At 73.3% G+C, this 23571-nt stretch carries 25 protein-coding genes; 9 read left to right on the top strand and 16 right to left on the bottom strand.

All coding sequences use genetic code 11. From position 1 onward, the window contains the following. Positions 1-60: 60 nt before the first annotated feature. The gene (locus ACF089_RS20275) at positions 61-1377 is read right to left on the bottom strand and encodes an amidohydrolase family protein (RefSeq protein WP_392028372.1); all 1317 of its coding nucleotides are present in this window, start codon (positions 1375-1377) and stop codon (positions 61-63) included. A 132-nt stretch (positions 1378-1509) separates the two neighbouring features. Here ACF089_RS20275 and ACF089_RS20280 point away from each other — a divergent pair, with 132 nt between their 5' ends. Next, a complete protein-coding gene (locus ACF089_RS20280) occupies positions 1510-2457 on the top strand; it encodes a MurR/RpiR family transcriptional regulator (RefSeq protein WP_392028374.1) in 948 nt (315 codons plus the stop codon). A gap of 341 nt (positions 2458-2798) precedes the next feature. Here the strand turns inward: ACF089_RS20280 and ACF089_RS20285 are convergent, their stop codons facing one another. The 4 genes from ACF089_RS20285 to ACF089_RS20300 form a co-directional block, all read right to left on the bottom strand. Continuing rightward, on the bottom strand, positions 2799-3296 hold the full coding sequence (locus ACF089_RS20285) for a GNAT family N-acetyltransferase (RefSeq protein ID WP_392028376.1): 498 nt from the start codon (positions 3294-3296) through the stop codon (positions 2799-2801). A 76-nt stretch (positions 3297-3372) separates the two neighbouring features. Beyond that, entirely contained in the window at positions 3373-3981 is a 609-nt protein-coding gene (locus ACF089_RS20290; protein ID WP_392028378.1) for a GNAT family N-acetyltransferase, read from the bottom strand. Further along, on the bottom strand, positions 3974-4594 hold the full coding sequence (locus ACF089_RS20295; protein WP_392028380.1) for a hypothetical protein: 621 nt from the start codon (positions 4592-4594) through the stop codon (positions 3974-3976). Before ACF089_RS20295 ends, ACF089_RS20290 begins: the two co-directional genes overlap by 8 nt. 140 nt (positions 4595-4734) lie before the next feature. After that, complete coding sequence (locus ACF089_RS20300; RefSeq protein WP_392028382.1) at positions 4735-5418, bottom strand: TetR/AcrR family transcriptional regulator; 684 nt, start codon at positions 5416-5418, stop codon at positions 4735-4737. 270 nt (positions 5419-5688) lie between these two features. On the opposite strand from ACF089_RS20300, the gene ACF089_RS20305 reads away from it, so the two are divergent. Beyond that, positions 5689-6165: a VOC family protein gene (locus ACF089_RS20305; RefSeq protein ID WP_392028384.1), complete on the top strand. Its 477-nt coding sequence runs from the start codon at positions 5689-5691 to the stop codon at positions 6163-6165. A 233-nt stretch (positions 6166-6398) separates the two neighbouring features. Here ACF089_RS20305 and ACF089_RS20310 read toward each other — a convergent pair whose 3' ends face one another. Genes ACF089_RS20310 through ACF089_RS20345 form a run of 8 tightly spaced genes read right to left on the bottom strand, consistent with a single transcriptional unit; the run spans position 6399 to position 12750 of the window. After that, positions 6399-7211, bottom strand: coding sequence for a TIGR03619 family F420-dependent LLM class oxidoreductase (locus ACF089_RS20310; RefSeq protein ID WP_392028386.1), 813 nt, complete (start codon positions 7209-7211; stop codon positions 6399-6401). Then, positions 7208-8551 (bottom strand): class I adenylate-forming enzyme family protein, encoded by a 1344-nt coding sequence (locus tag ACF089_RS20315; RefSeq protein WP_392028388.1) that lies wholly within the window; start codon positions 8549-8551, stop codon positions 7208-7210. The genes ACF089_RS20310 and ACF089_RS20315 overlap by 4 nt, the downstream gene beginning before the upstream one ends. Beyond that, complete coding sequence (locus ACF089_RS20320; protein ID WP_392028390.1) at positions 8548-9063, bottom strand: beta-ketoacyl synthase N-terminal-like domain-containing protein; 516 nt, start codon at positions 9061-9063, stop codon at positions 8548-8550. Before ACF089_RS20320 ends, ACF089_RS20315 begins: the two co-directional genes overlap by 4 nt. Further along, positions 9060-10169, bottom strand: a complete 1110-nt coding sequence (locus ACF089_RS20325) for a beta-ketoacyl-[acyl-carrier-protein] synthase family protein (RefSeq protein WP_392028392.1) — start codon at positions 10167-10169, stop codon at positions 9060-9062. The genes ACF089_RS20320 and ACF089_RS20325 overlap by 4 nt, the downstream gene beginning before the upstream one ends. Further along, the gene (locus tag ACF089_RS20330) at positions 10163-10567 is read right to left on the bottom strand and encodes a 3-hydroxyacyl-ACP dehydratase FabZ family protein (RefSeq protein ID WP_392028394.1); all 405 of its coding nucleotides are present in this window, start codon (positions 10565-10567) and stop codon (positions 10163-10165) included. The genes ACF089_RS20325 and ACF089_RS20330 overlap by 7 nt, the downstream gene beginning before the upstream one ends. A gap of 49 nt (positions 10568-10616) precedes the next feature. After that, positions 10617-11102 (bottom strand): acyl-CoA thioesterase, encoded by a 486-nt coding sequence (locus tag ACF089_RS20335; RefSeq protein ID WP_392028396.1) that lies wholly within the window; start codon positions 11100-11102, stop codon positions 10617-10619. Beyond that, the gene (locus ACF089_RS20340; protein ID WP_392028398.1) at positions 11099-12484 is read right to left on the bottom strand and encodes an aminotransferase class III-fold pyridoxal phosphate-dependent enzyme; all 1386 of its coding nucleotides are present in this window, start codon (positions 12482-12484) and stop codon (positions 11099-11101) included. Before ACF089_RS20340 ends, ACF089_RS20335 begins: the two co-directional genes overlap by 4 nt. Continuing rightward, positions 12481-12750: an acyl carrier protein gene (locus ACF089_RS20345; RefSeq protein ID WP_392028400.1), complete on the bottom strand. Its 270-nt coding sequence runs from the start codon at positions 12748-12750 to the stop codon at positions 12481-12483. Before ACF089_RS20345 ends, ACF089_RS20340 begins: the two co-directional genes overlap by 4 nt. Before the next feature lie 732 nt (positions 12751-13482). Here ACF089_RS20345 and ACF089_RS20350 point away from each other — a divergent pair. From ACF089_RS20350 to ACF089_RS20380, 7 genes are all read left to right on the top strand, one after another. After that, on the top strand, positions 13483-13998 hold the full coding sequence (locus ACF089_RS20350) for a nucleoside 2-deoxyribosyltransferase (RefSeq protein ID WP_392028402.1): 516 nt from the start codon (positions 13483-13485) through the stop codon (positions 13996-13998). 1 nt (position 13999) lies between these two features. Next, positions 14000-14887 (top strand): dihydroorotate dehydrogenase, encoded by an 888-nt coding sequence (locus ACF089_RS20355; RefSeq protein ID WP_392028404.1) that lies wholly within the window; start codon positions 14000-14002, stop codon positions 14885-14887. After that, entirely contained in the window at positions 14884-15666 is a 783-nt protein-coding gene (locus tag ACF089_RS20360; RefSeq protein WP_392028406.1) for a creatininase family protein, read from the top strand. Before ACF089_RS20355 ends, ACF089_RS20360 begins: the two co-directional genes overlap by 4 nt. Then, complete coding sequence (locus ACF089_RS20365) at positions 15663-16958, top strand: hypothetical protein (protein WP_392028408.1); 1296 nt, start codon at positions 15663-15665, stop codon at positions 16956-16958. Before ACF089_RS20360 ends, ACF089_RS20365 begins: the two co-directional genes overlap by 4 nt. Then, on the top strand, positions 16955-18379 hold the full coding sequence (locus ACF089_RS20370) for an MFS transporter (protein ID WP_392028410.1): 1425 nt from the start codon (positions 16955-16957) through the stop codon (positions 18377-18379). The genes ACF089_RS20365 and ACF089_RS20370 overlap by 4 nt, the downstream gene beginning before the upstream one ends. A gap of 176 nt (positions 18380-18555) precedes the next feature. Further along, a complete protein-coding gene (locus ACF089_RS20375; RefSeq protein ID WP_392028412.1) occupies positions 18556-18987 on the top strand; it encodes an ATP-binding protein in 432 nt (143 codons plus the stop codon). 96 nt (positions 18988-19083) lie between these two features. After that, on the top strand, positions 19084-19740 hold the full coding sequence (locus ACF089_RS20380; protein ID WP_392028414.1) for a hypothetical protein: 657 nt from the start codon (positions 19084-19086) through the stop codon (positions 19738-19740). A gap of 126 nt (positions 19741-19866) precedes the next feature. Here ACF089_RS20380 and ACF089_RS20385 read toward each other — a convergent pair whose 3' ends face one another. The 3 genes from ACF089_RS20385 to ACF089_RS20395 all read right to left on the bottom strand — a co-directional run bounded on the left by ACF089_RS20385 (position 19867) and on the right by ACF089_RS20395 (position 23314). Then, positions 19867-20790 (bottom strand): ALF repeat-containing protein, encoded by a 924-nt coding sequence (locus tag ACF089_RS20385; RefSeq protein WP_392028416.1) that lies wholly within the window; start codon positions 20788-20790, stop codon positions 19867-19869. Positions 20791-21016: 226 nt separating this feature from the next. Next, positions 21017-21448: a DUF5958 family protein gene (locus ACF089_RS20390; protein ID WP_392028417.1), complete on the bottom strand. Its 432-nt coding sequence runs from the start codon at positions 21446-21448 to the stop codon at positions 21017-21019. Positions 21449-22072: 624 nt separating this feature from the next. Further along, positions 22073-23314, bottom strand: a complete 1242-nt coding sequence (locus ACF089_RS20395; protein ID WP_392028419.1) for a cytochrome P450 — start codon at positions 23312-23314, stop codon at positions 22073-22075. Positions 23315-23571: the final 257 nt, after the last annotated feature.

Here is a 23571-nt window from a genome sequence, read left to right on the forward strand (position 1 = left end):
GGACCCGGCCCGCCCGCTCCGCCGTCCGTACTCCCCGACGGCGGGGCGGGCCGGGCGCGCTCACGCGTCGACGGTGAACCCGTGGCTGATGACCGTGCTGGGCGCCTTGAGGACGGACACATCGCGCAGCGGATCCCCGTCGACCAGCACGGCGTCGCCGCGGAAGCCGCGCACCAGACGGCCCGCCGTCCGCTCGAGGCCGATCAGCCGGGCCGCGCCCGTGGTGGCCGTACGGATCGCGTCGAGGGCGGGCAGACCGGACTCGCGCATCAGCTCGATCTCGCGTCCGATGGGGTCGATCACCCCGCCGGAGGAGTCGGTGCCCGCGGCGATCGGAACGCCCAGTTCGAAGGCCCGGCGCACCGCGCGTCGGGCGATGGGCAGGAAGAGGCGGCCCCGCTCGGCGAGGATCGGGTCGGGATCGGCGGCCAGGCTCGCCATCGCGGCGAGGGTGGGGGTGAAGTACGTACCGCGTCGGCGCATTTCGGCCATGGTGCGCTCGCCGAGGTAGACCCCGTGCTCGATGCTGTGGACGCCCGCCATGACCGCGTCGTGGATGCCCTTCTCGCTGTAGCTGTGGCAGAGCACGGTGGCCCCGCCGCGCCGGGCCGCCGCGACGGTGGCGGAGAGCTGTTCCCGGTCGTAGACCTGGGTGAGCGGGTTCTCGGTCGGCGAGCCGGCCCGCTCGTTGACCCGGGTCTTGATGACGTCGGCGCCCCGGGAGATGTTCACCGCGACCATCCGGCGCAGCGCCTCGGGTGTGCGGACCCCGTCCTTGAGCAGGGCGAGCGGGGCGAGGTCGGGGTCGGCGAGCACGGTGTCGCCGGGCTTCGGGGTGATGAAGACGCCCGCCGCGCGCATCCGGGGGGCCCGCCCCGGATTCCAGCGGGCGAGTTCGCGCAGGGCTATGTCCTGGTAGAAGGCGGTGCTGCCGCTGCGGACGCTGGTCGCGCCCAGGCTGACGGCCCGGTGGGCGTCGGTGAGGGTGCTGAGGTGGATATGGGCGTCGACGAGTCCGGGGAGCACCCAGCGGCCGTGCGCCCGGACGGTCTTGGCCCGGCCCCGTACGGCGGCGACGTCCTGCCGGGTGGCCTTCCGGGTGCCGGCGGCGCGGACGGTTCCGTCCTCGATGACGACCACGGCGTCCTCGGTGATCCGCCCGGTGTGCGGATCGAGAAGGGCGCCGCCGTCGATGATGAGCGTGCCGCCGCGCGGCGGACGCCCCGAGCCTCGCCCGGACGCCCCTCCGGCCGCTGCCGCCGGGCCCGAGACGGCGCCGGTCAGCGCCGTGCCGCCCGCCAGTACGGCGGCGGCCGCCACCACTCCGCGACGGGTGACACGTGGCGAGGGGGGCGGGGTGTTGGGGTCAATGCACATGGACACAGCTCCTTGAGGGTGGGGCGATGACTCCGCGGCGCCTGGCCAGTGCCTGATGGCGTGGACGATAGCTGCACGTGAAGGTGCATACAACACTTGATGCACGAAATTATGCAGAGGGAGAATGGGCCGGTGAGCGATGACTGCGGGCGGGACGGCGGCGGCGGGCATCCGCCCGGGGACGGCACCGCCGTCGCCCGGTGGCTGGACGGTTTGGCGACGGGGGTGCGGCTGGGGCCGAAGGCCGGACAGGTGCGGCAGGTGCTGACCACGCAGCCCACCTTCGGCAGTTACGCCACCGCCGCCGAGGTCGCCGCGCGGGCCGGGGTGAACCGGGCGACGGTGGTGCGGTTCGCGCAGAGTCTCGGCTTCGCCGGATGGCCGCGGTTCCAGGCGGAGTTGCGGGCGGCGCATCTCAGCGGGCGGTTCGACCCCGGGAGTCCGTCCGGTGCGGCCGGAGGGCCGCTGGCCTCGGCCTTCGCCCGGGACGCGCGGAATCTGCGCGAACTGGAGCGCTCCTTCGACTTCGGGACCGCCCACGCCGTGGTGCGCGCCGTCCGCGACGCGCGCCGCACTCTCGTCGTCGCCTCCGGTACGCACGCGGTCCCGGCGAGCGTGCTGGCGCTGGTGGCCGCCAGCCGGGGCTTCCCCGTGGAGTACGAGGACCGGGGCGGACCGCGCCTCGCCAACGCGCTCGCGGGTCTGGGCCCCGGCGACTGCGTGGTGGCCTGGAGCTTCTGGCAGCACTACCGCGATACGGCGACGGCCCTGCGGGTCGCCCGTGCCGCGGGCGCGGTGACCTGCGTGATCACGGACACCCGCCATGCGCCGCCCGCCCTGGAGGCCGCGCACGTCCTGGTGGTCCCGACCGAGGGCGTGGCCGGCGTCCAGTCCATGACGGCCGCGACCAGCGTGGCGTACGGTCTGCTCGCGGAGTTGCTGGCGACGGATCCGCCCGCGAGCCGGTCGGCGGCGCTGCGCGTCTCCGACGTCTGGGGCGAACTCGGCCTCTTCGAGGAGGACATGCCGCCGGTACGCGGCGAGCCGGGCGCGGACGGCGAGGAGGACGCCCCCGGGTGAGCCCCGCGCGGAAGCGGACGACCGTACCCGATGGGCCCCGCGCCGAAGCGGACGAGCCCGAACCCGACGGGCCCGGCACGCATGCGGACGGGGCCGTATCCGAAGCGTCCGGCCCGGGAGCCGCGAAGCCGTACCCGATGGGCCGGACCGGCTCCGGGCCGGGAGGCGGTCCTGTTCGTCGATCGGCCGCGTGACGAACGGCGCCGACGACTCCCGACGCTCAGACGCCGGTCACCCGCCGCGTCCGCTCACGCGCCCGCGGCTTCCTGAGCCCCCGGCCGACCCCGGCAACCGCCGGGGCGGGGCGAGGCGGGACGGGGCGGGACGGGTCCCGGGCGTGGTCATCGCGGGTCCGCCGCCTCGCGTCCGGGCAGGGTGAGCACCACCTCGTCGATCTCCTCGCCCCGCGCGGGCGCGAAGCCCCGCTCATGGCCCGTCGTCACGAATCCGCACTTCTCCAGCACCCGTACCGAGCCGGTGTTGTCCGCGGCGGCGCGGGCGTGGAGCGGGCGCTCCGGTATGAGGTCGAGAAGGCGGCGCAGGGCGGCGGTCGCCGCTCCCCGGCCCCAGTGCTCCCGTCCGATCCAGTAGGTGACCTCGCGCTCCTCGGGCGGTCCGTAGACGGCCGCGTGTCCGACGACGGCGCCGTCCTCCGCGACCACGGTGCGTGCGACGACGGACGGATCCCGGCGTATCCGCGTCCAGTGGGCGTCGAAACGGGCGCGGTCGGACGGGTCCTCGGCGGTGAACGCGGCCATCCGCACCGCCTCGGGGTCGATCGACTGGGCGTAGAAGACGGGCAGATCGCCGTCCCGTACCTCGCGCAGCGACACGTCCATCGCGGTCCTCCGGTGCTGATCGTGAGCGTTTCCCCCACTCTCCCACCCGGGTCTGACAGTGCCCGCCCCCGGCCGCTCAGTGGCCGGGGGCGGCCATCCGGTACATGGCCGTCACCCGGAGCGGGCCGACGGGCAGTTCTCGCAGGGTCCGGAATCCCAGGCGCCGGTAGATCGGCACATTGCCGGGGTCGGCCGTGGTGAGGAAGACCCCGGCCGTGGACGGCGCGCCGGCGAGGGCGTGGTCCAGGAGCCGCCGCCCGGCGCCGCGCCCCGCCGCCGAGGGCAGGACGCCGACGAACTCCAGGGTCCAGGCCCCCTCGGGCGCCCCCTCCTCGGCAGCCCGGAGACAGCTCAGGGTCCGCCCCAGAGGGCGCGGTCCGCAGCGGGCGAGGACCCGGGCCGCCCATCGCGCCCGCGCCACCGCCGGGGGCTCCGCCGCGGGCGGGGTGAGCACGGCGGCCCCCACGGGCCGGCCGTCGGGCCCGGCCAGCGTGTGGCGGCGGGCCCCGGGCAGGGCGGCCTGGGTGCGCAGGGTGGCGGTGAACCAGCTCTGTCGTACGGAGGCGGAGCCGCCGCAGATCCAGGAGGTGGCCGGTTCCCTGACGAAGGCGTCGGCCAGCAGCCGGGCGCAGCGGTCCGGCTCGGGCCGGTCGTCGGTCCGCCACCGCTCCCCGGCCTCAGTCATCGTGGCCCCGGCTCGTGAGGGGCGCCTCGGGGACGAGGTGGCAGACGAGGAGTTTGAGGAAGAACAGGGGCGCGAACCAGACGAGCGCGGCGGGAATCTCCAGCCAGAACTGATTGACCAGGACGGCGGTCATCAGGACGGCCATGGAGAGCGGGCGTTTGAGGTGTACGGGGGTGAACTCCACGGCGGTCGCGCCGGCCAGGAGCAGCGCGCCGTTGGCGAGGATCCAGGTCCAGTCGCCGGCCAGGACGATCAGTCCCATGGCGGCGAGGTGGAGCAGATGGGCGCCGACGAAGGCGAGCCGGGCGTGCCGGGTCCCCGGTTCCGGGCGGTGGTACCAGCGCTTGGCGGCGTTGGTGGCGTTGGTGAGGACGCCGCCGACGAGGTCGAGGCCGATGAGGGCGACGACGGCCAGCTGGAGCGCGGACCAGTCGCGGTACGCGCCGCCGGAGAGGAGGCCGGCGGCGAGGACGGCGGCGCACACGGCCAGGCCCGTGTACTCCACGGCGGATTCGGAACGGGATTTGCCGGGGCCCATGAAGCGTTCCAGCCGCCCCTGCCAGCCGGGCGGTGTCGGGGGTATCTCCCAGTCGACGCGCGGCTCGGCGCGCACGGCCGCCGCCCTCCCCGGCCCCGTCCTGTCCGGCATCGCCGCGTCCGGGATCGCCGCGTCCGGGATCGCCGCGTCCGGGATCGCTGCGCCAGGGCTCGCTGCGCCAGGGCTCGTCGTGTCCGGGCTCGTCGTGTCCGGGTTCATCCTGTCCCTGCCTCGTCGTGCGCCGATCTCCCGGGTCCGGGTCCGGGTCCCGGTCCGGGCTCGCGGGCGCGGTCGCCGGGCGCGGTCCACAGCCCGCGCAGCAGGCTCCACACCTGGCGGTCCGCGCCGTCCCCGGAGGGAAGGGGGGCGGTGTCGGGCGTGCCCGGCGGCCGCATCCGGGCCAGGGTCCACTCGTCGGCGGCCCGGAAGACGGCCGCGGTCGCCGCGACGAGCAGCCCGCGGTCGGTGTCGGTGCGGACGACGCCGAGCCGCTGTCCGTTCTCCACCACCGCCTCGAACCACTGGAGCCACCCCTCCGGGCCGCTGCGGGCGAGCGCGGCTCCGGCGAGCGCCAGATCGTCGGGGTGGGTGTGCAGATGGGTCACCAGCGCCCGCGACCCCGTTTCGAGCCGTTCCCAGAACGCGTCGGCGCGATCGGCGGCGGACCAGGGGCCCAGCGCTTCGAAGAGGCGTTCGCGCACTCCGTCGAGGACCGCCGAGAGCAGATCGTCCCGGCTGTCGAAGTACTGGTAGGCGGCGGTCTTCGAGAAGCCCACCGCCTCGATGATCTTGTTGTAGGAGGCGGCTTCGGGACCGTGCTCGGCGAAGTGCCGCTGGGCGACGGACAGGATGTGCTCCCGTCGCTCGGGAGGCAGCCGGTGGAAGCGGGGAAGTGGCATGAACCGATAGTACAGACCACTGGGGTGTACTGCCAGTACACCCCCGAGGGGCGCGGCCCGGCCCGGCAGGTGTCCGGGCTCGCGCGGCACGGGCTCGCCGGGCGGCCGACGGTCCCCCGACCGGTCCGCCGGGTCGCCTACGGTGTCGGTCCGACGACGCTCTCCGCGCGTCCGGATCCGGACGGCCGGGCGGCGATGAGTTCCGGGCGGGCCGAAGGTCCTCACAGAGAAGGCGGAGAGAACCGCGGCACCGAGCGCAAGGGGAATGCCATGCCCACCATCACTCCCAACCTCTGGTTCGACACCCAGGGCGAGGAGGCCGCGACGTTCTACGTCTCGGTCTTCCCGAATTCGGGGATCACCAACGTCTCGCACTACGGCGAGGCGGGTCCGCGCCCGGCGGGCACCGTCCTGACGGTCGACTTCGTCCTCGACGGCCAGCCGTACACCGCGATCAACGGCGGCCCCGAGTTCACCTTCACCGAGGCGATCTCACTCCAGATCGACTGCGCCGACCAGACGGAGGTCGACCACTACTGGACGAAGCTCTCCGAAGGCGGCGAGGAGGGGCCGTGCGGCTGGCTCAAGGACAGGTACGGACTGTCCTGGCAGGTCGTGCCCGCCGCGCTGGGCGAACTGCTCGGCGATCCGGACCAGGGCCGTGCGCAGCGCGCCATGCGGGCGATGCTCGGCATGAAGAAGCTCGACGTGGCCCGGCTGCGCGAGGCGGCCGACGCCGAGGAGTGAACGAGTCCGCCGGACCGCCCCCGGGCGTCCGGCCGCACGCCCCCGTACCGAAGCGCCCCCGGGCGCCCGGCCGCGCACCCCGTACCGAAGCGCCCCCGAGCGCCCGGCCGTACCTCGCGTACCGGGCCGTGCTCAACGGTCCGGCCGCAGGCCCCGTGCCCAGGAGCGAGGCCCTCCCCCGCGTACCGGACCGCCCCGAGAGCGACGGCGCTGCCCCGCGCGGGACGCCCCGGTCACTCCGTCAGCGCCCGGTGCACGGGGGCCAGCAGGGAGAGGTCGTCGGTGGTGACGGTGAGATGCGTCGCGCCCGCCGCGCGGAAGTCGTCGGCGAGGGAGCGCCAGGCGCCGGGGCGGCCGGGGGCGGGGCGGAGGCGGGCCTCGACGCCGAAGGCCGCCGGGTCGCGGCCGGCTTCGGCGACCGCCGTCCGCAGCTCCGCGATGATCCCGGCGGCGCGGTCGACCCGGTTGGCGAGCAGCCCGGACATGGTGAAGCCGTCGGCGAGGGCGGCGATCCGGCGCAGTGCGCGCGGTCTGCCGCCGGTGCGCAGGGTGCCGCCGCCCATCCAGATCGGGATCGGCGCGGGCCGGGGGGTGAGGGTGACGCCGGAGAACGCGAGGTGCTCGCCGTCGAAGCCGGCCTCCGGCCCCGTCCACAGCACGCGCAGCGCGCGGACCTGCTCCTCGAAGAGGGCCGCACGGGTCCCCCGGGCGACGCCGAGGGCTTCGGCCTCCTCCGGGTCGGCCCCTACGGCGACGCCCAGCCGGAGCCGGCCCCCGCTGAGGAAGGCCAGCTGGGCGGCCTGTTTGGCGGCGAGCACCACCGGGCGGTGCGGCAGGATCGTCATCGCCGTGGCGAGTTCGATCCGGGCGGTGACCGCCGCGAGATACGCCACCAGGGTGAGGCTCTCGTAGGCGGGCTCACGGGACACCAGGTGTTCGGGCACGGACAGATGGTCGTAGCCCAGCTCCTCCGCGGTCGTCGCGAACGCGCGGAGTCCGGCGGGCGAGAGGGCTGTCGGGACGGTGCAGCCGAGACGGAGGGTCATTTGCGGAAGCCCTCGGGTTCGGCGGCGGAGAGGATGACCGCGCGCGGTCGTTCGGCGGGCAGCAGCTGGGAGTTGAGGAGGCGCAGCGCCGCCTTCTCCCCGCCGGGTACGGGGTCGGTGACCGACAGGTGTACGTCGAGGACGGGGGTGCCGCCCTCGTCCACGACCCGGGGGACGCAGCGCACGACGCCGGGGATGGCGTGCGCGGCCTGGCGGACCGTGTTCAGGGAGACCTTCTCGCCGCGCAGGACCACGAAGTCCGAGAGGCGTCCGTGGAAGGTGAGATAGCCGTCGTCGACCGAGAAGGCGTCCCCGGTGGCGACGGTCCGCGGGGCCACCAGGCCGCGTTCGCCGGGGTCGCCGCGTTCGCCCACCCGGCGCAGCAGGACGGTGTCCGATTCGACGAGCAGCTCCCCCACGCCGTCGCGCGTCTCGCGCAGCGAGGCCCGTACGCCGGAGAGGGGGAGGCCGACCGAGCCGTGCCGGTGCGCGGGTTCGGCGTGTGCGGCGAGCGTGGAGACGCGAGGGCCGGCCTCGGTGAGTCCGTAGGTCACGTACAGCTCCCCGGACGGCCGGGCGGCGAGCAGGCCGGCCACTTCGGCGGGGGTGACGCGGTCCCCGCCGACGGCGAGCGCCCGGAGGCCCCGGGGGACGAGCGCGGGGTCGGTGAGCAGCTGGCGGACGATGGTGGGGGTGACCGAGGAGTGGGTGACGCCCCGGGCGGCGATCCTGTCGCGGTACACGGCCGGGGAGAAGGGCGGTCCGTCGAGCACCAGCCGCGCGCCGGTGACGTACGCGGCGAACACCTGCGCCACCAGGGCGTAGGAGTAGTACAGCGGCAGGTTGACGAGCAGGGTGTCGGCCTCGGTGACGCCCGTGGCGTCGGCGTGCCGGCGGGCGTTGCGGAGCAGCGAGGAGACCCGGTGCACACAGGCGCTGAACATCCCGGAGGTGCCGGAGGTGGAGAGCAGGATCTCGCCCGGCTCGTACGGGGTGGCGAGGTGTCCGGTCGGTACGGCGAAGGCGCCGCCCACCGGCCGGCGGGGCGCGGGCCCGGTGAGCCGGGTGGTCACCACCGTGCCCGCGCCGATGTGTCCGGCCAGGGCGCGGACGCGCTGCCACGGTGTGCTCGGCGGTACGGCCAGGGGCACCAGGCCCAGCAGCAGTGACGCGAGCTGTACGCGCAGCAGGTCGGTCCCGTTGGCCAGGCAGAGCACGACCGCGTCCCCCGGCCGCAGCCCCAGCCGGGCGAGGTCCTCGACGATGTCGTCGACATCGGCGGGCGCGCCGTCGACGCGGGTGAGGAAGTCGACCGCTCCGGCGCGGGTGACGGCGTTCACCGGTCCCCCGCCGGCTCGGTGAGGATCTCGCAGCGGCAGAGGCAGCCGTCGGGGGTGGGGCGCAGGCCGGCCAGGATCACATGCCGGGCCTGTCCGTCCGCGAGCCATCCCTCGATCATGGTGAGGGCGACGGGGGCGGCCGTGTCCGGGTCCGCGGCCAGCACCAGCGAGGGGCCGCGCAGTCCGTGGCGGATGGCGGAGAGTCCGGCGAGCACTCCCGGATTCGCCCCGGCGAAGCGGAGCGGCGAGACCCGGGAGCGGAGCGCCGCGCGGGCGATGTCGCGCATGGTCCGTTCGCTGCCGGTCGCGCTCATGACCACGATGCCGGTGTCGTCGGCGTCGTCGAGCACGGGTTCGGCGCATTCGGCGAGGGCCCGGTCGACGGCCTCGGCGACCAGCCAGGCGGCGGGGTCGGCGTAGAAGGACGGTTTGTTCGCCGAGTGTTCGGCCGGGTCCTCGGCGACGACCGTCGCCGAGGCCAGCAGCCGCGTGCCCGGCAGCACGTGCGTCACGCCATCACTCCTTCGAACAGCAGACACGTGTTGAACCCGCCGAATCCCAGGGTCAGGCTCAGTCCCGCGCCCGGGCCCACGGGGCGGGCCGATCCGCTCGCCAGCCGCAGGGGTGACGCCGGATCGCGCAGGCCGACGATCGGCGGGATCCGCCGGTGGCGGAGGGCGAGCACGGTCGCGACGGCCTCCACGGCCCCGGTCGCGCCGAGGCTGTGGCCGAACGCGCCCTTGGTGGCGAACACCGACGGGCCGTCGGCCCCGAAGAGTTCCAGCAGGCCGCGCGCCTCGGCCGCGTCGTTGAGGGCGGTGCCGGTGCCGTGCGCGTTGACCAGCGCGACATCGGCCGGCGCGAGGCCCGCCGAGGCCAGACAGCGTCGTACGGCGCGCACCACGGCGCTGCCGGTCGGGTCGGGGGCGGTGAGGCCGGCCGCCTCGTTGGCCGCGCCGGTGCCGCGCAGCCGGGCGTGGACGCGGGCGCCGCGCCGCTTCGCGGAGTCGGGGTGTTCGACCACGACGAATCCGGCGCCCTCGCCGAGGAGCATGCCGTCGTGCGCCCGGTCGAACGCCCGGCTGCCGGTGGGGCTCATGGTGCCGAGGGCGGAGTGTCCGAGCCGTTTGGCCTCGGTGACCACGTCCACGCCGCCGGCGACACAGACGCGGCGGCGGCCGGAGCGGACCAGGGCGTGGGCGACGGCGATCGCGTCGGAGCCGGCGGAGCACGCGGTCATCACGCACACCGGCCGGCCGGGGTGTCCGACGTCGGCCGCGGCGTCGTCGGCCCAGGCGTGCAGCGTCGGTTCCGACTCGTCCAGGGAGGCGCCGAAGCTCGTGCCGAGGACCAGGCCGACCTCGGGGTCGGAGGCGGCGAGGCCGGCGTCGTCGAAGGCGGCGGCCAGCGTACGGGCGGCGAGGGCCCTCTGGCGGTCGGCGGCCGGGTCGGCGTACGGCAGGGACTCGGCCAGGGCCGCGGCGGTGTTGCGCAGCCGGTGCGGCGATGCGAGGTCCGCGAGGCCTGATTCGCCCGCGCACAGCCGGTCCCACACGGTCTCCTGGTCCCGGCCGAGCGGGGTGTCCCAGGCCACTCCGGTGATCACCGGGGTCACCACGGCCGGGCTCCCGCCGGGTCGACCTTGGCGCGGCTCATCGCGCCGCGGAAGCCGGCGACCGACCGGCCCTCCACCTTGGCGGTGGCGGAGAAGGTGAAGGTGTGGCCGGACAGCCGGTCGGCGCGTACGTCGAGGACGACCTGGTCGCCGGGGACGACGGGGGCGAGGAAGCGGGACTTGACCGTGCCGACGAGGGTCACCTCGTCGTCGGCGAGGGGGGCGCTGCTCAGCTGGTAGAGCAGTACCCCGGACTGGGCGAAGGCCTGCATGGTGTGGCTGCCGGGCAGGATCACGCCCGGTGTGAGCGCCCGCTCCGGAAGATGGCCTGAGAGCGCTCCCATCTCGGCGGAGACGGCGAACATGCTGCGCAGGAACTCGCCGGGTTCATGGTCGAGCACGCGGTCGATGAAGAGCCGGGGGTGGCGTCCGCGGACCAGGGCGGCGATCTCAGACGTGCCCAGCGGCCGAATCTCGCGGTCCGCCGCGGGAGTGGGTGCCGATTCGTTCGTGTGCCGCATCCGGGACGATTCCTCTCAGGGCTTTGCGCAGCGGCGCCGGCAGGGGCACCGCGCGACGGGTGTGGGGGTCGACGGCGGCGAAGGTGAGGAGGCCGGAGACCAGGGGGGTGCGGGCGCCGTCCTCCTCCTCGCGGAGCAGGCTCACGGCGAGCGTGAACCAGGCCGCGCCGACGTGTTCGACCCGGGTGTCGCCGACGACGACGTCGCGGTGCACGGCGCTGTTGAGGTAGTTCACCCGCAGTTCGACGGCGACCGGGTCGACGCCCGCCTCGGTGAAGGCGGTCAGGCCCGCGCCGTGCGCCTCCAGGTGTTCCGTGCCGGCCGTCTCCATCAGCGAGGTGTAGCGGGAGAAGTGCACGACCCCGGTGGCGTCGGTGTCGACGTGCTCGACGCGGGTGCGGAAGCGCGCGCTCACCGCAGCGCCCGGGCGCCCGCCTCCACCCGGTCCACGATCTCGCCGGCCAGCGCCCGGTCGGCGGTGAGCGGGAGGACGATCCGCAGGGTGGGGTGGATGTAGCGGTGGTCGCCGGAGCGCTTGCCCGCGCCGGCCATGAACTCCGCGTACACGCCTGCCTCGATCAGCTCGGCGCGCAGCGGGCCGATCCGGTTCGCGGCGGCGGCGGTCAGTTCGACGCCGAGCATGAAACCGCTCCCACGAACCTCGGTGAAGAGGTGCGGATGGCGTCCCACCAGGGCGGAGTCGAGTTGTTTGGCCAGTTGTACGCCAATGTCGGCGGAGCGCCGCAGCAGTCCTTCGGCCTCGATGTGCTCGATGCCGTCGCGGATGACGGCGCAGTTCATGGGCCGCAGATCGGAGGTGGTGACGGCGCCGGAGGGGCGGACGGCCAGCTCGCGGCGGGCGATCACCATCGAGGTGGAGACCGCTCCCATGCCGAGGAATTTGCCGATGACGGTGATGTCGGTGGGCACCGGCCCGTCCGCGTCGCGCATGGCGAAGTAGCCGCCGGTCTTGGCGAAGGTCAGCACCTCGTCGGCGACGAGCAGTACGCCGTTCGCCTCGCACATCCGCGCCAGGGCGCGCAGATAGCCGGGCGGGGGCACGAGGATGCCCGCGTCGCCCTGGATCGGCTCGACGACGACGGCCAGCAGCCGGTCGGCGGAGGCGGCGAAGTACTCGTCCAGGGCCGCGGGGTCGCCGAAGGGGATGTGGTCGACCCGGACGCCGTACGGGCCCTCGGTGTCGGGGGCGGGGAGTCCGGCCCGGTAGTGCCGGCGGTTGAGCAGCTGCACCAGTCCGCTGGTCCAGCCGTGCCAGGCGCCCTGGAAGGCCAGGACGGTGTCCCGCTGTTCCTTGCCCCGGTGGTGGCGCAGGCGCCGGGTGTCGAAGCGGGACTCCAGGACGAGCCGCATCGCCAGCTCGTTCCCCTCCGAGCCGGAGTTCCGTCCGCTGACGTGGTACTGACCGGAGGGGAAGTGGTCGGTCCACAGGCCGCCGGGGCCGAACAGCCGGTCGAGGAGTTCCGCCCGTTCCAGCGAGCCGATCTCGTCGGTGACGTTGCCGACCCCGGCGCCGCGGGCCAGCGCGGCCCGGACGACCGGGTGGTCGTAGCCGAGTGTGGCGCTGGCGTAGCCGCCGCTGGCGTCCAGGAGCTTCAGTCGCCTGCCCCGGCGTTCCGGGCCGAGGTCGACCATGTCGAGTTCCAGGCCGCTCGCGCCCACGCAGGCGAACGGCAGCCGTGGCGCCCCGTAGTGGTTGAGGTGCAGGTCCGCGCCGCGCGACAGCACTCCGGTGGGATCCCCGGTGCGGTCGTCCCGTGCGGCCGGGGCCGCGCTCACGCAGTCGCCGGGGTCTGGTCGGAACCCGACAGCCGCTCGATCAGCGCGAGTACGTCGCCGAGGGTGAACAGCTCGCCCGCGGCGAAGGCCTCGTCGGGGATCTCGACGCCGAAGGCCTCCTCGCACCGGACGCGCAGCTCCACGAAGCCGAGTGAATCGATGCCATAGCCCTCGCGGAGCTTGTCATCGAGCTGCATCTGGTCGATCGGCACTTCCACCAGCACATCGGAGGACAGAATTCGCTTGATCGTCTGTAACGAGTTCATCAGCATTTCCCCTCTGGACGGTTCATATCCGAAAGGTCGCTGCCGACGCCCGGAACATGCGGAGTCCGGATGCGAATGCGGCAGTGAATGGGATGCGCACGGGCTATATCGACCGAGATTGGGCCGACGCCGGCTTCAACTCCATCGAAGCTAGACCGAAGATGCGTGGAATGTCAATGCAACTCCTGACGCCAACATCAATTGCCCATCCTGCTTGCACCATACACATGGGTGTGCAAGTTTTTTTGGCATAAGTTTGGCCGGAACATACTCCACGCCCCCATGGGCTGCTCGGCGGGTATCCGGACCGAATAAACACCGATCTCCAGCCATTCACGAGAGATGGCCGGAAGGCATCTCCAGATGGCGTCCGAACCAGAGTTTTCAAGGATTCATATATATATTTCTGCACCATTCGGACGCCTGCCGGAGAGGGCTTGCGGCCTTGATCACCCCTGATCTAGAATCGACCCCGCCTCAGCTCGTATCCCTGTTCACGACGTGAACTCGGAGTACGGGTCGCCTGGGCAACCGGGTCATACCCTGGTCATTCGCAACCGGGTATCACGGTGACATTTTCGCGTACCTCTCGCGGGCTCCACTGCGATTTCACCGCAACCGCATAAAAGACTGCGGCCGCGGTTTCCCCCTTCCGGTTGCCGAACTCCGCCTGGTCTCGCAATCGTCGAGCGCGGTCGTCGGCAGACTCTGTCGAAGGAGTATCGATCATTCATGAGTGCCACCCCGGACGCCCTCCGCGGCGTCACCCTCTTCGTCGGCGGTCCCATCCAGCACGCCCTGGTGCCCGGCGGAATGGCGGCGCCCGTCCGCGACCGTCTGACCCTCACCATCGACCAGCTGCGGCGGGCCGGCGGCACCGTGCTCTCCGCGCATGTGGCCGAACGCTTCGGCGCCGACACCGCCTCCTTCACCCCCGACCAGGTCTCCGTGCGCGACTTCGCCTGGATGCGCGAGTGCGACGTGTTCGTCCCCGTGCTGCCCGTCGTCGACGGCACCCTGCTCCGCACGGACGGCACGCACATCGAATTAGGCTGGGCCAGCGCCCTGGGCCGGCCCGTCGTCGGCATCACCGACCAGCCCTTCAGCGAGTCGGCCAGCCATCTGCTCAAGGGCCTCTCCCAGGTCGCCGACGCCGTCTTCCTGTCCCCCAAGGAGGTCGCCGACGCCCCGGAGCGGCTGATCGACACCGTGCTCGCGGCGCTGGCCCGGACCAGGGCAGCGGTCTGACATGGCGGCCGTGACACACGTACTCGGACTGGAGCTGGCCAATCCGGTCATGATCGGTTCGGGCCTGCTGACCGACCAGGAACGGAACATCCGCAGACTCCTGGAGACCGGCGCCGGCGCGGTGGTCACCAAGACCATCCACCCCAGTCCGCCGCCCGACCTCGACGAGCGCATCCTCCGGCTGCCCACCGGAATGATCAACAGCACCACCTACTCCAAGCGGTCCGTCGACCACTGGCTCGGAATCCTGCGCGAACTGGCGGGCGACCGGCTGCCGGTCATCGCCTCGCTGCACGCCGACACCCCGGCGGAGCTGGCCGCACTGGCCGCCCGGTTCGAGGCGGTGGGCTGCCCCGCGCTCGAACTGGGCATCTCCTGCCTCAACGAGGAGGACGGCCTCGACGACACCCCCGAGCGGGTGCACGCCTACACCACGGCCGTCCGGGCCGCGACCCGGCTCCCCTTCTCCGTCAAACTGGCCAGCGGCGAAGGGCTGAACGCCCGGGCGTTCGCCGCCGCCCGCGCGGGCGCGGACGCCGTCACCATCAGCGACACCCTGCCCGCCGCCGTCGTCCACCCGGAGACCGGCGCCCTCGAACTCGGCGGCGTCTTCGGCTACTCGGGACCCGGCATCAAACCGCTCGTCCTGGCCTCCCTCTGGAGCCTGCGCCGAGCCGGATTCACCCTCCCCGTACTCGGCTCCGGCGGCGTCCAGTCGGGCCGGGACGTCCACGACTATCTGCGGGTCGGCGCGGTGGCGGCCCAGGTCTACAGCGCGCTGCACACCGACATGTACGCCACGCTCGCCCGGATCGTGGCCGAGACCGCGCGGCCGGCCGAACCGGACCCCGCCGCGAAGACGCGCGACCCCGCGCGGGTGCGGTCGTGACCCCCCGGTCCGCCGGGCCGCGGCTGTCCGACCTCAGCAGCGCCGACGTCCTGGCCGCCACCGCCGGACAGACCGTGGTGTGGCCGATCGGGTCCATCGAACAGCACGGCCCGCACCTGCCGCTCTCCGTGGACACCGTGCTCGCCGAGGCGTTCGCCCGGCAGATCGCCTACGAACTCACCGCGTTCACCCTGCCCGTACAGTCCATCGCCGCCCGGTCGCTGCCGCAGAGCGGCGGCGGACTCGCCTTCCCCGGCACCGTGCATGTGCGGGGCCAGTCCCTGCTGGACTTCCTGGTGGACACGGTGCAGTCGCTGTGCGCCCTGCCCTGGCACCGGCTCCTGGTCGTCAACGGCCACTTCGAGAACGAGCCCTTCGTGTTCGAGGCCCTCGACCACGTGGCCGCGCGCCCCGCGGCCGCGGGCAAGGAATTCATCGCGCTGAGCTGGTGGAGCCTGGTCGACCAGCGCTGGCTGGCCGAACGGGTGCCGCTCTTCCCGGGCTGGCACGCCGAACACGCCGGCGTCACCGAGACCAGTCTGATGCTCTACCTCCGGCCCGAACTGGTCTCGCCCGAACGGCCCGACCACGGCGACCCGCCCCGCCCGGGGATCTATCTGCACCCCGCCGATGTGGAGCGCACCACCAATCAAGGCGTCCTCTCCGGCACTTCGGGCGCGAGCGCCGCCCTGGGAGAGGAACTGTTCTGGCACATCGTCTCGGCCGCGGTCGCCCTGGTGACCCGGGGCGACGGGCTGCTGCGGGAGGAGAAGCCATGACCGTGCCCACCGTCTGCGTGTGCAACGCGGTCGACACGCTGCGGGACTTCGCCGTCCGCGCCGACGACGTCGACCGACTGCTCTCGGAGTGCTACGCCCAGCAGGACCAGGCGCTGTTCTGGGGACCGCTGCGCAAGATGCTCATCACCTACGAGCCGATCGGCGACCTGGACTGGCAGCGGAAGTTCCTGGAACTCGACGGGGTGGTGAACCTCAGCCCGGCGGGCCGCGGCGGCTCGCTCTTCGCCGACGCGCTCGCCGACCCGGAGCTGATGGCCGCCGTGGCCGCCCACGCGGGCCCGGGGCGCAGGATCCGGCTGATCCCGCACACCACCACCGCCGATCTGTGGCGGTTCGCCGAGGCGCTGCGGAGCGGGTACGGCATCGAGGTCGAACTGCCGGAGAGCACACCGGACCAGAGCCTGCGCGATCTCTTCGACACCAAGACCGGACTGCGCGACCTGGCCGCCGGCCTCGGAATGACCGACGGGCCCTGCCGCGTCCCGCCGGGCGCCCACTGCGACGACGTCCAGGAGGTGGAGTCTGCGGTGCGGGCCATGCTCGCCGACGGGACGCCGTGCATCGTCAAGGCGGACAGGGGGGAGGCGAGCCTCGGCCTGCTGATCTTCAGACCGGGCGACGACGACATCGCCGAACGCCTCGCCGCCAGCGAGTTCTACGGCGAGGACCCGGTGGTGGTCGAGGAGTTCATCGACGGCGACATCGCGTTCCCCTCGGTGGAGTACATGGTCCCCGAGGACGGCCCGCCCCACCTCTGCTACACCACCGACATGCTGTTCGAGGGAGCCACCCGCCTGCGCGGCAACGTCACCGCGCGGGAGCTGAAGGACGCCTGGTGGTACCGGCCGCTCACCGAGGGCGGACTGCGGCTGGCGCGGGAGATGCAACGGCGCGGCTACCGGGGGCACTTCGGCATCGACGCGATCGCCCGCGACGGCGTCGTCCACATGCACGACCTCAACGCCCGCCGCACCGGCTCCACCCATGTGCACGAGTTCGGCGACCAGCTCATCGGTCCTAAATACCTCGATACCCATGCGGTCGGCAACTACGATCTTTACGGGCTCCCGGCCGGGCTGGATCTGGCGGAGGTGCTGCGGCTGCTCGGGCGGCTCGTGGCCTCGCCCCGGACCGCCGACCGGGGTGTGGTCCCCACCGAGTTGACCGATCTGCGTACCGGAAGAGTGAGCTGCATGTTCTTTGCGCCAAATCTGGCAGAACTACACGAGCTGATCGACGAAGCCAGGATGGCTCTGGGCCTGTCCCGGTGACCAGTACCCTCCCCGTGGTCGGGTCGGCCCGGCGCTGGCTGGTGCTGACGGTCCTGCTGCTGTGCTTCCTGCCGGCGGCCATGGACGTCACCATCCTCACCATCGCCGTGCCGACTCTGGCCGACGAACTGCACGCGTCCCCGACCGAGTTGTTGTGGATCGTGGACGTGTACTCGCTCCTGATGGTCGGACTGGTGCTGGTCACCGGTCCGCTGGGCGATCGAATCGGACACAAACGGCTGCTGATGATCGGTTTGACGGTCTTCGGCGCGGCCTCGGCGCTCTGCGCGACGGCCTCCCAGCCGCTCACCCTCGTCGGGTCCCGGGCCGTTCTGGCCGTCGGCGCGGCGATGATCATCCCGGCCACGCTGGCGCTCATCCGGCAGACCTTCACCGGAGACCGCGACCACGCGGTGGCCATAGGCGCGTGGAGCGCGGTGGCGGCCAGCGCGGCGGCGCTCGGACCGGTGGCCGGCGGAATTCTGCTGAACCACTTCTGGTGGGGCTCGACCTTCCTGGTCAACCTGCCGATCCTGGCGGTGGCCATGCCCGCCGTCGCCCTGCTGCTGCGCAACAAGGTGGAGGCGGAGCGGCAGCCCTGGGAGGCCGTCTCGCCCATCCTCTCGATCGTCGGGCTGCTGGGCACCGCGTACGCCATCATGGCCTTCACCCACGACGGCGTCGGCCTCGTCGAGGTGGCGCTGCCGGGCGCGGTGGGCGTGACCTCGCTGGTCCTCTTCGTACGACGGCAGCAGCGGACACGGCACCCGATGCTGGACCTGTCCCTGTTCCGGCTGCCCCTGCTGCGCGCGGGGGTGGTGGCCTCGGTGCTGCCGGTGCTGGTGATGATCGGCTTTGAGCTGCAGCTGGTGCAGTATCTCCAGTTCGCCGAGGGGCTGTCGGCGGCGGACGCCGCGATGCGTCTGCTGCCGATGCCGGTCGCCGCGGTGGTGGCGGGGCTCGCGGGCGGGCTGATCGTGTCCCGGATGGGACCACGGGTGGGCGTGCCCGCCGGGCTGCTGCTCGCGGTCGCGGGCTACACGCTCGTCGCGTCCGGAATGACGGTCCCGCTCGGGCTGGCCATGATCGGATTCGGACACGGTCTGATCCAGACGGTGGCCTCGATCCTCATCATGACCACCGCGCCCTCCGAACAGGCGGGCGCGGCGGCGGGAATCGAGTCCGTCGCCTACGAGGTCGGCGCCGGCATGGGCATCGCCATCTTCGGCACGATCACCACGGTGATCTACCGGGTGCTCCTTCCACCGGGCTCGGCGTCGTCGTCCCCGCTGTCGGCGGGCGACTCCCCGGACACGGCGCAGGCGCTCACCGACGCGTTCCAGGCCACCACCTGGATCGCGGCCGTTCTCACCGTGGTCACGATCTTCCTGGCCACGCCGAGAGCGATGCGCAGGGCCTGAGGTACGGCCCCGGGCGGTGGTCGCCTTCGGCCGCCGAAGGCGCCCACCGCCCTCCCCCGCCGGACACCGTCCCCGCCACCCGGCGCACCGCGCCGGGGTGTGACCGCTGGGACAGCGGGAACACTGCCTGGACACCGCAAAACGGTGCAACCGACGACAGGTGGGGGTGTACGCATATGAACAGCATCAGCACCACGCCCTCGGCGCCTCCCGCGCCGACCGTGGTACGAGGCGGCAGCGCGAGCAGTGTTCACCTGGCCCGGGAGGCCGCTCGGGCCTTCACCGACAGACTGACCCCGGCGCCGGACCCGGCCACGGCGGACACTCTCGTCCTGGTGGTCTCCGAACTCGTCACCAACGCGCTGCGGCACGGCGGCGGACGCTACGTCCTGAAGCTCTCCGCCGGCCCGGACGCGGTGACCGCAGCGGTCACCGACCCGAATCCGGCGCCGCCCCGCGAGCGCGCGCCCGACCTCGACGGCGGGAACGGCGGCTTCGGCTGGCACATGGTCCGCCGTCTCACCACGCATCTCACCACCACACCGGGGCCGGGTCCCGGCAAGACCATTCACGCCCGGGTCCCCCGGTACGGAGGCGCTCCCGCCTGAGCGCGGGCGCGGATCCCCGGGCCCGAGCCGAAGGGCCGCCGGGCGACCGGGCGACCGGGCGACCGGCGGCGGGACGATCATTGATACGGTCGCCGGATGCCCGAGACACACACGACAAGCGACTCCGTCACGGCGGCCGACGTCGAGTACGCCGTCCGTCTGGCGGCGACCGCCCTGCGCGGCGCCGAGTCCCCGGACTGGGACGCCAGGGCGGGGTCCCTGGAGTGGAGCTGCTGGGAGACCGTCGAGCATCTCGCCGACGATCTGTTCGCCTACGCCGCGCAGCTCGGCCCCGAGAGTCCGCCGCTGGACGCGCACGTCCCGATCGTCTGGGAGCGGAAGAGGCCGGGCGGCCCGGCGAACGTCATCTTCGCGGACCGGGACACCGGCACCGCCGGCCTGGTGCAGGTGCTGGAAGCCTGCGGGGCGCTGCTGGCGGCCATCGTACGGACCAAGCCGCCGGCGGTGAGGTCGCACCACGTCTTCGGCGCGGCCGACCCCGAGGGCTTCGCCGCGATGGGAATCGTGGAGACCCTGGTGCACACCCACGATGTCGCCGAGGGGCTCGGCATCGCGTGGACGCCGGACGCCGCCCTGTGCGCGCGGGTGCTGAACCGGCTCTTCCCCCACGCGCCGGCGGACGCCGATCCGTGGACCGCCCTGCTGTGGGCCACCGGCCGCGCGGAACTCCCGGGACGGGCCCGGCTGACGAGCTGGCGCTGGTACGGCGCGCCCGCCGCCGACGGAGAGTAGACGCCCGGCGCGGAACGGGGTCCGGACCCGGATCCGGGTCGGGGTGCGGGTCCGGGTCCGGGTGCGGTGCGCCGGGCTCGGAGCGTCGCCCGGCGGCGGGCGTCAGGGGCGGTCACCCTGCCCGTGTCACGCGCGCGGGGAGATCTTGCCCGTGGCCGTCGCGACGGTCGTGTCCCTGGCCTTCTTGGCGGTCTCGTCCTTGGCGCGGGCCTCGTACTGGCCGGCCTCGACGAAGAGCCGAACGGCCTCCGGGGTGTTCTTCCTCAGCGCCGCCAGGGCCGCGGCCCTGACCGCGGGCCCGCCCGCGCTGCTGATCTGGGTGACGCGCACCCGGTCGTCCTGGTGGCGCGCGGTGTGCTGACCGGCGTCCAGGAAGAGCCGGAGGCTCTCGGGGGTGTCGGCCGTCAGCGCCTTCTGGCCCGCCGCCTTCACCGCGGGTCCGCCGAAGTTGATGATCCGCGAGACCTGGACGCGGTCGTCCTCCAGCTGTGCCAGGTGCCGTCCGGCGTCCAGGAACTGCCGGACGCTCTCCCGGGTGTTGGTCTTGAGAGCCGCCGTCCCGGCCTTCTTCACGGCGGGCCCGCCGAAGTTGATGATCTGTGAGATCCGGACCTGGTCGTCGATGAAGCGCGCCTCGTACTGGCCGGCCTCCAGGAACTCCCGGAGCGCCTCGGCGGTGCCCGCCTCCAGGGCCGCCCGGCCCGCCTCCCGGACCCCGTGGCCGCCCAGGTGGACGATCTGGGCGACGCGCACCCGGTCGTCCTCCAGCCGCGCGGTGTGCTGACCGGTCTCCAGGAAGCGCCGCATGTCCTCGGGAGTACCGTCGAGCGCCTTCCGCGCCTCCCGGCGAACGCCCTTGCCACTGGCGGGATCGGCCAGCATCTTCTCGATGGCGGCCCGGTCCTCGTCCGCGGACGAGGAGGAGACGGCGGTGGCCGTCGGCGACGGGGACCCGGCCGAGACCGCCGGGGAGGCGAGCGAGGTGAGAAGGGCGGCCGGAACGAGAGCGGCCGTCGTGGCAATCGCGGAAAGCCGAGATACTTTCATCATGAATCCAGGTTGATCGGGGGGTTGATCGGTGATCATCCTAAGTGCATGCCGAAGCGGTTTCTCCCGCATTTCCCGGGGATGGGCGCACCGGCCCCATCGCGCGAAAGGTTGTACGGCGCGGGGTAACAATCCGGCGCTGTTCCCGCCGGCCGACACGCCGTCGCGACGGGCGGGTTCCCGGCCGCGTACCCCTGGCGCGCGCCGAGGCCGCCGGCACGCGGGCGGGTCAGGACCCGCCGCCCTCCGAAGACGGCGCCGGGGCGTGGGCGGGCGGTGCCGAGCGGTGCCAGGCATGGGTGCATCCGTCGGCGCAGTAGCGTGCTCGCCGCCGTTCGTCGGCCACTCCGAGCAGGGCGATCAGCAGCCGGAACGCCTTGACCCGCTCGTTCCGCGGCAGGTTCACGATCTTCGTGAGCTGCTCGGCGAGGCGGCCGCGGACGATCAGCACCGCCGGTGTGTGGGTGGGCCGGATCCCGGCCCGGGAGATGCTCTCCGGGCCGTCCTCGGTCAGGGCTCGGGCCTGGATACAGAACTCGGCGAGGTCGCGCAGGACTTCGCTCTGCTCGACGGCGTCCAGGCTCTCGTACCATTCGACGCCGAGATCGAGCGGGCACAGCCCCTGGGCCAGTCGATTCAGCATCACCGCGCGCTCGTTCATTGCACCGCTCCCCCGCCGTCGCATACTCTGCCGGATTTCCGGCCGCGATGCCGATGCCGCCCCCGATCCCCGGAATTCAACCCCGTGGACCGCCGCACCGGTTCGCGCGTACGGCGGAAACGCTACGCCTTCCGCGGACTCGCGGCGGACGCCGGGCACGGAGCCGGGAATCTCGCGCGGGGCGGGATGCCGGGCCGGGGCACCCCGATGTCCGGTGGAACACGGCGATCACCCCGTCGGGCGCGAGCCGGGGGCGCGGATCCGCCGGGGCGCCCGGATCGAACCGCCGCCGGCGCGGCACGGCGAGCGCGGCACGGCGGATGCGGTCGCGGAAGCGGGAACCGTAAGCGGCCGTCGGGGGCGCGGACGACGCCGCCGCGACCGCACCAGCCGTGAGCCACCCGGATCCGGGCGAATTCCGGTACGGCGGCCGGAGCGGAGGCGGTCGGCGACCTCTCCGGCGGGCGGTTTCACCGCCGGGCCGTGCTCGCCCTCGGCCGAAGCCCGCACGGCCGGCACGGCCGGCACGGCCGATTCCGCGCGATCCGCCTCGGGGCCGCCGCCGTGCGCCGGGACCGCGGCTCCCCGGCGCACGGCCGTACGCGGGCCGGTCCGGCGGGGGCGTCAGTCGGACCGGCGGCCGGGGCGGCCGTAGAGCTGGACGGGGAGGGTCAGATAGTCGTTGCCGATGAAGGAGTGCTGGGGCTCCAGCTGGTCGCGGTCGACGGCGAGGTCGATGGCGGGGAACCGCTCGAAGAGGGCCGGCAGGGCGATGGCCGCCTCCAGCTTGGCCAGCGGCGCGCCGATGCAGTAGTGGATGCCGTAGCCGAAGGCCAGATGGGCCTTGTCCCCGCGGTCGAGCCGGAAGGCGCCCGGGTCCTCGTGGGCGCCGGGGTCCCGGCCGTGCGCGCCGAAGTGGATGACGATGGTGTCGCCGGTGCGGAGTACGACGCCCTCGCCGAGGTCGATGTCGGCGGTGGCGTAGCGCAGCGGCAGATGCATGATCGGCGCGTGCATCCGGAGGGTTTCCTGGGTGACGTCGTCCCAGCGGCCGGGGTCGGCGAGGACGAGGTCGAGCTGGTCGCGGTGGGTGAGGAGTTCGCAGACGGCGTGGTTGATGAGGGAGGTGGTCGTCTCGGTGCCGGCCGCGATCATGTTGAAGAGGGTGGAGACCATCTCGTGGTCGTTGAGCCGGCCGCCGTCCTCGGTCTGGGCGGCGATCAGCAGACTGGTCATGTCCTCGCCCGGGTCGCGGCGCTTGGTCTCCACCAGGGTCCGCATGGCGTTCATCATGGTGTCGCGGGTGGCGGCGGCCTCCGCCTCGGTGGCCTCGGTGTCGAGGGAGGCGGAGATGGCGTCCAGCATCGCGGGCCGCTGGTCCTCCGGCATGCCGAAGAGGTCGCAGATGACCCGGTTGGGCAGCTGGTGGGAGAAGTCGGCGCGCAGCTCGACGGGTTCGTCCCGGGGCCGGGCCGCCATCGCCTCCAGCAGATCGGCGGTGATCTTCTCGACGGCGGGGCGCAGTTCCTGGACGCCCCGGGGGGTGAATGCCTTGCCGACGAGGGAGCGCAGCCGGTCGTGGTCGGCTCCGTCGGTGGTGAACATGGAGGCGACGTCCACCCAGGGGTTGAGCCAGGGTATGGCTCCGGGCTCGTAGCCCGGCCAGGACTTGCGGGCGTCCTTGGAGACGTGCGGGCTGGAGAGGAGCCGCTTGGCGATGTCCCCGCGGGTGACGGACCAGGCGATGAGACCCTCGGGCAGCCGGATGGGGATGGCGGGTCCGGCGGCGCGGAGTTCGTCGGTCTGGAGGTGGACCTGCTCGCCTCCGGTGCTGGTGAGTTCCACGGCGCTGCTGGTGGGTGTCACGCTGGTTCTCCTGTCGCTGGCGGTGGCGGCGGGTGGGGTTTCCCGCCGTGCCCGCGCCGTCGCGGCGGCGGGCCGGGGGGCTCGTGGCCGTCGGACGGGCGCGGGTCCGGAATGCTCCTGGGTACGGAAGGGCGCGCGCCGGGACGCGGGCGCCGGGCCGGACACGGGCGGTCGAACGCGGCTGTCGAACGCGGGCGGTCGGACACGGACGCCGGCGGCTGGACGCGGGCGCGCTGTCGGACGCGCGGGGACGCGGC

The sequence above is a fragment of the Streptomyces sp. NPDC014894 genome, from assembly GCF_043080985.1.
In the GTDB taxonomy this organism is placed as follows: domain Bacteria; phylum Actinomycetota; class Actinomycetes; order Streptomycetales; family Streptomycetaceae; genus Streptomyces.